The organism is Streptomyces synnematoformans (assembly GCF_039531005.1).
Classification (GTDB): domain Bacteria; phylum Actinomycetota; class Actinomycetes; order Streptomycetales; family Streptomycetaceae; genus Streptomyces; species Streptomyces synnematoformans.
On sequence record NZ_BAAAPF010000138.1, the window covers coordinates 1 to 8679 of the forward strand.

Below are 8679 nucleotides of genomic sequence, written 5' to 3' on the forward strand. Positions count from 1 at the left end.
TACGACGGCAGCGCCAACCAACGCTTCACCCGCCAGAGCGTCTGACGTGCGGCGGAGCCGGCCGGTGCGCTACCCGCCACCGGGCGGCGGACCCGGTCCTCCGGTGAGTCCGCGAACACCACCTGTCGCTGTCGGCTGCCTGCGCTGACAAAGCGAACGGCGACGAAGCCCCTCATCAGCACAAGACTCACGAGATGGTCAAGCAGATGCCATTGACATGTACCCGCAATCGCGCAGTACCTCACACCCGTTCCCTGAGCCGCATCCTGGTCAGCGTTCTCAGCACGTTGGTTCTCCTGCCGGTGGTCGCACTTGCCGGCAGCTCGCCTGCCAGGGCGGACACAGCCCAGTTCAGGGGCGTGAACTGGGCCGTGCTGGGCGACAACTTCGTCAGAGGTCCGCTCGTCCTCGACGGGCTGAACCAGTCGGACAGCTACGCCACCGTCCGGGCCAAGGCGGACGCCGTCTACGACGGGTTCGAGAGCGAACTCGGCGTCAACACCGTCCGGCTGCCGGTCAACACCCACACCGTCGGTTCGTCGTGGTGGAACGCCTACCGCGGCACAATCGACGCCGCCACCGCCAACGGCTTCAAGGTCATCCTCGCCTACTGGGAGGACGGAGCCGCCTCGGGCGGCCGGATCACCGACATGGCCGCCTTCGACTCGATGTGGAACACCATCACCGACCAGTACGGCTCCAACAGCCTGGTCCACTTCGAGCCGATGAACGAACCCCACGGCTACAGCGCCGCCCAGTGGATCGACCTCGCCGCCTCGTGGATCAACGCCCACCCGTCGATCCCGAGGGGCCGGATCCTGGTGGGCGGCACCGGCTACAGCCAGGACGTCAGGCCGGTCTGTGCCGACAGCCGTCTCGACGGGACGCTTCTGTCCTATCACCACTACGCCTTCTTCTACGGCGAGAAGGACTACGACGGCTGGGTTGAGAGCTTCCGGCAGCGACTGGGCAACTGCGCTTCGCGCTCGATCCTGACCGAGTTCGGCGCTCCGATGGACACCGGCCTGAACTACCACGACGCGAACAGCTCCGACAACTTCGTCCGGTACATCCGGGCGGACACCGATTCCCTGCGGGCACTCAACATGGGCTCGGTCTACTGGCCCGCTCTCGGCGGCAAGATCACCTCCGGACAGAACCACGACTGGTACTCCATGTTCGCGCTCCACGGCAGCGGCACCGACCTGAGCGTGAGCATCCGCAACTCCTCGGGCGCCGACCGTATCAGGCACGGCTGGGGCGAGGACGGCCCGCCGCCCGGGCCGGAGGGGCGCTATGAGGTGGAGTCCGCGGCGGGGGTGTGCCAGGGCGCGATCGAGTCGAATCACGCCGGTTACTCCGGCACCGGGTTCTGCAACGGCGACCAGGCTGTGGGTGCCTACGCGGAGTTCACGGTGAGCCCGGAGGACGACACCACGACGGCCGTGGGTATCCGGTTCGCCAACGGCAGCACGAGTGCACGTCCGGCGAACGTGATCGTCAACGAGACCACGGTCGACACCCTCTCGTTCGAGCCCACCGGCTCGTGGTCGACCTGGTCGACCGTGTCCGTTCCGGTATCGCTCAACGAGGGCGGCCACACCATCCGGATCGACCCGACCACGGCCGCGGGGCTGCCGAACGTGGACTATCTGGACCTTGAGACCGCGCCCGAGCCCGAACCGGACCGTTTCGAGGCCGAGACCGCTCCGGCGACCTGCGAGGGCAGCATCGACTCGAACCACGCCGGCTACTCCGGCACGGGGTTCTGCAACGGAGACAACGCGGTCGGTTCGGCAGCGCAGTTCACGGTGCCCGCGGCCGAGGGTGGTACGGCCACGCTGGACGTCCGGTTCGCCAACGGCGCCGGCGCGCGGCCGGCGAACGTGATCGTCAACGGGACCACGGTCGACACCGTCTCGTTCGAATCCACCGGCTCATGGACGACCTGGTCGACCACCTCCCTGACCGTCCCGCTGAACGCCGGCGGCAACACCATCCGGTTGGACCCGACCACGGCAACCGGCCTGCCCAACGTCGACTACATAGCCGTGGGGCCGAACGCATAACACACCAAGGAAAGCCTTCGTCGGAAGGGGCGCGACAAGAGAATCACCAGACGGTTGCCGGCCCTCGGGGCGGCGCTCGCCCTGGCCGTGGTGGCCCTGGTGACCGCCGCTCCCGCGCAGGCGGAACCGGTCGCCGTCACCAACGGCACGCAGTTCACCGACACCTCCGGCGCGGGCGTGCACGCGCACGGCGGCGGCGTGCTGAAGGTCGGCGGACTACTACTGGTTCGGCGAGAACCGCAACCCCGACGACACGTTCCGCGCGGTCTCGGTCTACCGCTCCACCGACCTGAGCAACTGGGAGTTCCGCAACAACGTGCTGACCCAGTCGTCGGCAGCCGAGCTGGGGGTCGCCGAGCCGGCCATGTTCAAGCGGGGCAACACCTACTTCCTGCTCACCTCGGGCGCGACCGGCTGTAACCCCAACCAGGCCCAGTACGCCACCGCGTCGAGCGTCTCCGGCGCGTGGGGCGGGCCGGTCAACGACTCGCAGTACGTGTGGCTGCCGATCACGTTCCCCTCGAACACGAGCATGAGCCCTGAGCTGGTCTCCGTCCGGCGGAAGCCCGCACCGGTCCCGGCGCCGTGTCCGGTACGCCGCCGGCCGTCCGCATCAGCAGGAAGGAAGGAATCGCAGCGCTACGGTCAGACCGCCCTGGACACCGGGCCTTGCGGTCAGTTCGGCATGGTGGGCCTCGGCGATGGAGGCCGCGATGGGCAGGCCGAGGCCGTGCCCCGTGGTGGCGGTGCGGTCGGCGGACAGGCGGCGGAAGGGTTCGAAGAGGGCCGGGATCGTGTCCGCGGGCACGGGCGGGCCGGTGTTCGTCACGGTGAGGGTCTGCCGCTCGACCGCCACCCGGACGCTGCCGCCCGGGTGGTTGTACTGGATGGCGTTGCGGATGATGTTGGTCAGGAGATGGCGCAGCAGGATGCGGTCTCCCCGGACCGTCAGGGCGTCCGCGGCGGGGAGGCTGAGGTCCACGCGTCCCTCCCGTGCGGATGCGGCGAGTTCGGAGGCTGCGGTTCTGGCGAGGGCCGTGAGGTCCACGTCCGCCGTCTCGTCCAGGCCGCGGTCGCTGCGGGCGAGCAGGAGGAGGGCGTTGATCAGCTGCTCGGCGTCCTGGTTGGCGGCCAGCAGGTCTTCGCGGACCTCCTCCAGGTGTCCGGGGAGGGGGTCGGCGAGGCCGACCTGGAGGCTGGCGCGCTGGACGGCGAGCGGGGTCCTGAGCTCGTGGGAGGCGTTGGCGACGAAGCGGCGCTGGCTCTCGAAGGACCTTTCCAGGCGGTCGAGCATGGTGTCGAAGGTGTCGGCGAGGCGGTGCAGCTCGTCGTCCGGGCCGGCCAGCGCCAGGCGCTGGTGGAGGTTCTGTTCGCTGATGCGGCGGGCGGCCTCGGTCATGGAGGCGACCGGCCGCAGCGCGCGTCCGGCCAGCCACCAGCCGAGCAGGCCGGCCAGCAGGGCCAGGACCAGCAGGCCGACGGCGGACCAGAGCACCATCTGGCGCAGGGCGGTGTCCTGTACGGCCTGCACGGTCTGGTCGATCTTCCTGATCGCGGCGGTGTCCTCGGGCCCCCCGGGCGGCGACGACGGCGGCGGGGTCACGGGGGCCGCCGATGCGCCGGCGGTCGGCCGGTAGCCGTCGTCCCCGCCGTACGTGATCTCCATGCCCTGGACGCGCTGGGCCGTGCCGTGCCGGGCGAGGAGTACGACGAAGGTCAGCAGGGCTACGCCGGTGAGCAGGAAGAGGGCGGAGATGGCGGCGGCGAGCCGGGCGCGGAACGGCAGCCGGGCGAGCCACCCGCGTGCGTTCAGTCGCACAGCCGGTAGCCCTGTCCGGTGTCGGCGGTGATCAGGCCGGGGTCGCCGAGTTTGCCGCGCAGCCGGCTGACGGTGGCCCGTACCGCGCTGGTGCGCGGGTCGAGGTGCTCGTCCCAGACGGTGCGGACGAGGGTGCCGTGGTCGACCGGCGCTCCCCGGGCCCGGAGCAGCAGGTGCAGGACCTCGAACTCCCGGGCGGTCAGTTCCACGGTGCGGCCGTGCACGCGGACGGTGCGCCGCGCGGGGTCCAGGGCGATGCCCGCGTACTCCAGCCCGGCGGGTGCCGGTCCCGGCGGGCGGCGGCTCAGGGTGCGTACGCGGGCGACCAGCTCGGCGAAGTCGAAGGGTTTGGCGAGGTAGTCGTCGGCGCCGAGGGTGGTGAGCCCGTAGACCTTGTCCTCGACCTCGCCGGCGGCCGTCAGCATCAGGATCGGCGGCGGGTCGACGAGTTCGCGCAGCCGGCGGCACACGTCGTCGCCGCTCATGACCGGCAGGTCGCGGTCGAGGACCAGTACGTCGTAGTCGGTGAGCAGGCACATCCGCTCGGCCTCGTCGCCGGCGTGGGCGATGTCGACCGCCATGGTCTGCCGCCGCAGGCCGGTGGCGACGGTGCGGGCCAGGATGCGGTGGTCCTCGGCGACCAGAACTCTCATGCCGCCATGAAAGCAGGGCCGCGATTGCAGCCGCATAAGTGCTTATGCCGCCGTAACGCGTTTATCCCGGTGCACACACCGGGCTGCTTCTGTCTGGGGCATGAACTTCGTCAAGCGGGCGGGGATGTCCCTGAGCGCCAGGAAATCCAGGACCGCGGTCCTGCTGGGGATCTTCGTCGTCATCTGCACGCTGCTGCTCGGCGGGTTCCTGCTGCGGTCCGCCGCCGAGCGGCAGGAGGCCGCGGCGCAGCGCGACATCGGCGTCGATGTGACCGTGCGGAAGAAGGGCATGAGCGCGGCCGACGCCGACCGGCTCGGCGTGCTGGACGTGGTCCACCGCTACAACCCGCGGCTTCCGGTACGGGCCGGGGCGGACGGCTTCGCCGCGCTGACCTCCCGGCAGCCCGCACCGGGCGGTGCCCGCGGCGGAGGCAAGGGTCCGCTCGCGGTGGTCGGCGTGCGCGACGCGGGGCTGCTGCCGCCGTTCTCGTACGGCTCCACCGAGATCACCTCGGGGCGCGGGATCGCGCCGGCCGACGCCGGCCGGCGCGTGGCCATGATCGAGGAGCGGCTGGCCGCGGAGAACGACCTCGGGGTGGGCGACACCATCCGCGTACGCTCCGCCGACGGCGGCCGCACCGTGCCGGTGGGAATCGTCGGGATCTTCGCCGACCCGACGCAGGACCCGACCGGCGGGGCGCCGCCGCACAGGCTGCCGGGAAACGTGCTGTACGTGCCGGTGCACACCGCGCAGCAGCTCGGCAAGCCCGGCAACGCCGGCAAGGGCAGCGGGTCCGGCGACGCCGCCGTCACCGCCGCCGAGGCCGCCTACCGGGTCGGCTCCCCGGACCAGGCCGAGCGGCTGCACGCCGCGGCCGACCGGCTGCTGGGCGCCGGGAGCTTCGACTTCCGCGTCAACGACAAGGCTTACCGGGACCAGGTCCGTCCCATCCAGCGGGTGGGCGCTTTCGCCTCTCTGATCGTCCTTGTCATCGCGGTGGCCGGCGCACTGATTCTCGGACTGCTGGTGACGCTGCAGATCCGGGAGCGCCGCGACGAGTTGGGCGTGCTGCTGTCGATGGGCGAGCGGAAGTGGAAGCTCATCGGCCAGCACGCCGTCGAGGTGGCGGCGCTCGCGCTGCCCGCCGTCGCCGTCGCGGCGGTGGCGGGTCAGCTGGCCGGCTCCGCGGCCGGTACGGCGCTGCTGGACGGCGGCTCGCAGCACCGGCGGGCGGCCGCCGCCGACGGCGTGGACGCGACCGTCCCGCCGCCGGACCTCCACGTCGAGCCCGCGGCGGTCGCCAGGGTCGCCGGCATCGGCCTGGGCATCTCCCTGATCTCCACCGTCGTCCCCGGCATCGGAATCCTGCGCCTGCACCCGCGCTCCATCCTCGCCGGCACCGAGTGAAGCCCCGTCCCACCGCACCGATACGGATCGGAGAGTCCCCCTCCCCATGAACGTCGTCAAACGCGCCGGGTTCAGCCTGTGGGCCCGCAAGGGCCGCACGCTGATCACCTTTGCGACCTTCCTCGTCATCTCCGTCATGGTGCTGGCCGGCGTGCTGGTCAACGCCGCGACCGGCCGGGCCGAGCAGGCGGCCAAGCGTTCCGTGGGCGCCGAGGTCAACCTGGGTGTGGACCTGGAAGGGCTGGGCGGTGGAGCGCTGCAGGCCCCGCGGATCGCCACCGACACCCTCGACAGGCTCGGCCGCCTCCCCCAGGTGCAGAAGTACACGTACTGGATGTACGACCGCGTGATCTTCAGGGGGACTCCCGGCTGGTCGGCACCGGCGCCCCCATGGGGCCGGGCGGCACCGCCGGCATCAGCGTCCTGGACTCCTCGCTGCTGGCCGACTTCCGCAGCGGCTCGTTCAAGCTCCTGTCCGGGCAGCACCTGACCACCGCCGGCAAGAAGGCGAACAACATCCTCGTCGAGGAGCGGTTCGCCCGCGAGAACGGCCTCAAGGTCGGCGACGAGGTCGAGGTGACCGGCAACGACGAGCAGACCACGGCCGATTTCACCGTGGCCGGCATCTACCGCGACCCCGCCCGAACGGACGAGTTGGACCGGGACCACGGCATCAGCCCGGCGAACAGGGTCTACGTCACGCTGGGCGGCATGGCCGCTCTCGGCTCCGGCAGCGGGCAGGGCGGGACGCAGGTCAGCGAGGCTGCCTTCCTGCTGGACGACGCGGGGGCCCAGGACGCCTTCAAGGACGGGGCGCGGCGGCTCGCCGGCTCCCAGCTGGACGGCTTCACGCTGGACGCGAACGACAAGGCCGTCCGGCAGATGACCGGCCCGCTGCAGAGCATCAGCTCCACCGCCACCCTCGCGATGTGGCTCATCGGCGTCGCGGGCGCCGTCGTCCTGGCCCTGCTGGTCAACCTGGCCGTCAAGCAGCGCCGCAGGGAGTACGGCGTACTCCTGTCGCTGGGCGAGAAGAAGTGGAAGCTCATCACGCAGCAGGCGCTGGAGATCGCCGCGGTCGCGGCCCTGGCCATCGGCGTCAGCTCGCTGTTCGCACCGAACCTGACGCAGAGCGCCGGCCAGCGGCTGCTGGACAGGGAAGCGGCCACCGCCCAGGAGAAGATCGACTCGTGGGAGCCCCCGGCCCCCGGCAGCACCGGCCTCGACCAGGGGCGCAGCCCGGACGACCAGCCCGTCGACAACGCCGACCCCATCGACAGGATCACCGTGGAGCCCGACCCGGCGGACCTCGCCGCTGTCGGCGGCATCGGCCTCGGCATGGCGCTGCTGGCCACCGCGGTCCCCGCCGCCGCCGTCCTGCGCCTGAACCCCCGCACCATCCTCACGAAAGGCACGTGACCCGCCATGACCACCACCGCGACCCAGGCGTCCGGTCCCGCCGCGCTGCTGCGCCTGGCGGGCGTGTCCCACGTCTACGCGGGCCAGCGCCGCCGGACGACCGTCCTGAAGGACATCAACTACACCTTCCAGCGCGGCACCTTCTACACCGTCCTCGGCCCCTCGGGCAGCGGCAAGACCACCCTGCTCAGCCTCGCGAGCGGCCTGGACGCACCCACCAGGGGCACCGTCAGCTTCAACGGCCGGAACCTGGCCGAGATCGGCCTGGGCCGCTACCGCAACCGGCACGCCGCCACCGTCTTCCAGCAGTACAACCTCCTCACTTACATGACGGCGCTGCAGAACGTCACCACCGCCATGGAGATCACCGGCGTCAAGCCGGCGCAGGGCAGCCGCAGGGCCCGCGCCCTTGAGCTGCTGGCGCGCCTGGGACTGGACAGGGCCGAAGCCACCCGCAACGTGCAGCAGCTCTCCGGCGGCCAGCAGCAACGCGTCGCCATCGCCCGCGCCCTGGCCTGCGATGTCGACATCCTCTTCGCCGACGAACCCACCGGCAACCTCGACGAGGACACCGCCCAGGGCATCGTCGACACCTTCCGCGACCTCGCCCGCACGCGGAACACGTGCGTGGTCGTCGTCACCCACTCCCAGCAACTGGCCACCCGGTCCGACCGCGTGCTGACCCTGCGCAAGGGGAAGCTCACGGAGCAGCTCAACGCGTAGACCGCCGCGGCGGCGGGCTCAGTGGTCCGAGCAGCACGCGATCTGGTGGCGGACCTCGAACGGCACCAGAACACCGGCCGTGCCCCGCTGCACCAGCAGCGTGCAGCGGCCGTCCCGCCAGGTGGGGCGGGCGAAGCCGGTCGCGTCCAGGACGGCGTCCGGGGTGACGGCGACTCCGGCCAGCCCTTCGACGGCGTCGAGGCAGCTCGCGGACACCGCGTCGGCGGGTGTCGTACGCCGCTCGACCCCGGCCCGGCCGGGGTAGCGGGCCAGCCGGCCCGCCGTCCGCCGCCGGGCCTCCCCGGCCGCGGCAAGCGCCCCGGGCGCCAGCGCCGCCGCGGTGACCAGGGCCCCGTCGACGGCGGCCAGCTCCGGCAGGGCGGCCAGCAGCCGGGCCGTGACCCGCGCCGGCTCCGGGCCGCCGCGCCAGCTCACCACGGCCGCGGAGCGGCTGACCGGCGTACGGGCGACATGGGTGCTGACGACGTAGCCCTCGGGGCCGTCCTCCGCGAGCAGGTCCGCCAGCCCCGCGTCCACCCGGTGCACCAGGTGCTCGGCGGCGGCGAGCCCGGAGGGGGGGGGGGGGTC

General features: G+C 71.8%; 9 protein-coding genes and 1 pseudogene. 6 read left to right on the plus strand and 4 right to left on the minus strand.

Annotated features, from left to right (window positions below; translation table 11 throughout):
* The first annotated feature begins 359 nt into the window (after window positions 1–359).
* Together ABD317_RS20180 and ABD317_RS37970 are read left to right on the plus strand one after the other, a co-directional pair.
* Window positions 360–2069: a carbohydrate-binding protein gene (locus ABD317_RS20180; RefSeq protein WP_344291348.1), complete on the plus strand. Its 1710-nt coding sequence runs from the start codon at window positions 360–362 to the stop codon at window positions 2067–2069.
* A 42-nt stretch (window positions 2070–2111) separates the two neighbouring features.
* Window positions 2112–2424 (plus strand): annotated as a pseudogene (locus tag ABD317_RS37970) (beta-xylosidase); the annotation flags it as partial.
* A 29-nt stretch (window positions 2425–2453) separates the two neighbouring features.
* Here the strand turns inward: ABD317_RS37970 and ABD317_RS37860 are convergent.
* From ABD317_RS37860 to ABD317_RS20195, 3 genes are all read right to left on the minus strand, one after another.
* Window positions 2454–2603: a hypothetical protein gene (locus ABD317_RS37860; protein ID WP_425582397.1), complete on the minus strand. Its 150-nt coding sequence runs from the start codon at window positions 2601–2603 to the stop codon at window positions 2454–2456.
* A gap of 79 nt (window positions 2604–2682) precedes the next feature.
* Window positions 2683–3888, minus strand: coding sequence for a sensor histidine kinase (locus ABD317_RS20190; RefSeq protein WP_344291349.1), 1206 nt, complete (start codon window positions 3886–3888; stop codon window positions 2683–2685).
* Window positions 3879–4541, minus strand: coding sequence for a response regulator transcription factor (locus ABD317_RS20195; protein ID WP_344291350.1), 663 nt, complete (start codon window positions 4539–4541; stop codon window positions 3879–3881). The genes ABD317_RS20190 and ABD317_RS20195 overlap by 10 nt, the downstream gene beginning before the upstream one ends.
* A 100-nt stretch (window positions 4542–4641) precedes the next feature.
* Between ABD317_RS20195 and ABD317_RS20200 the strand changes: the two genes are divergently transcribed.
* The 4 genes from ABD317_RS20200 to ABD317_RS20215 are packed head-to-tail and all read left to right on the plus strand — an operon-like array spanning window position 4642 to window position 8091.
* Window positions 4642–5949, plus strand: a complete 1308-nt coding sequence (locus tag ABD317_RS20200) for an ABC transporter permease (RefSeq protein ID WP_344291351.1) — start codon at window positions 4642–4644, stop codon at window positions 5947–5949.
* Window positions 5950–5995: 46 nt separating this feature from the next.
* Window positions 5996–6439, plus strand: coding sequence for a hypothetical protein (locus tag ABD317_RS20205; RefSeq protein WP_344291352.1), 444 nt, complete (start codon window positions 5996–5998; stop codon window positions 6437–6439).
* Window positions 6340–7368: an ABC transporter permease gene (locus ABD317_RS20210; protein ID WP_344291353.1), complete on the plus strand. Its 1029-nt coding sequence runs from the start codon at window positions 6340–6342 to the stop codon at window positions 7366–7368. The genes ABD317_RS20205 and ABD317_RS20210 overlap by 100 nt, the downstream gene beginning before the upstream one ends.
* Window positions 7369–7374: 6 nt before the next feature.
* A complete protein-coding gene (locus tag ABD317_RS20215; protein WP_344291354.1) occupies window positions 7375–8091 on the plus strand; it encodes an ABC transporter ATP-binding protein in 717 nt (238 codons plus the stop codon).
* 18 nt (window positions 8092–8109) lie between these two features.
* On the opposite strand, the gene ABD317_RS20220 is transcribed toward ABD317_RS20215, so the two are convergent.
* A partial coding sequence (locus tag ABD317_RS20220; RefSeq protein ID WP_344291355.1) for a hypothetical protein occupies window positions 8110–8679 on the minus strand: 570 nt, incomplete at its 5' end.

Bases quoted from the DNA above. Each gene is read 5' to 3' on its own strand.
- ABD317_RS20215 (WP_344291354.1), top strand. From the start codon at position 7,375: ATGACCACCACCGCGACCCAGGCGTCCGGTCCCGCCGCGCTGCTGCGC.
- ABD317_RS37860 (WP_425582397.1), bottom strand. From the start codon at position 2,603: ATGCTCGTGTTCGAGGGGAACGTGATCGGCAGCCACACGTACTGCGAG.
- ABD317_RS20205 (WP_344291352.1), top strand. From the start codon at position 5,996: ATGAACGTCGTCAAACGCGCCGGGTTCAGCCTGTGGGCCCGCAAGGGC.
- ABD317_RS20195 (WP_344291350.1), bottom strand. From the start codon at position 4,541: ATGAGAGTTCTGGTCGCCGAGGACCACCGCATCCTGGCCCGCACCGTC.
- ABD317_RS20210 (WP_344291353.1), top strand. From the start codon at position 6,340: ATGGGGCCGGGCGGCACCGCCGGCATCAGCGTCCTGGACTCCTCGCTG.
- ABD317_RS20200 (WP_344291351.1), top strand. From the start codon at position 4,642: ATGAACTTCGTCAAGCGGGCGGGGATGTCCCTGAGCGCCAGGAAATCC.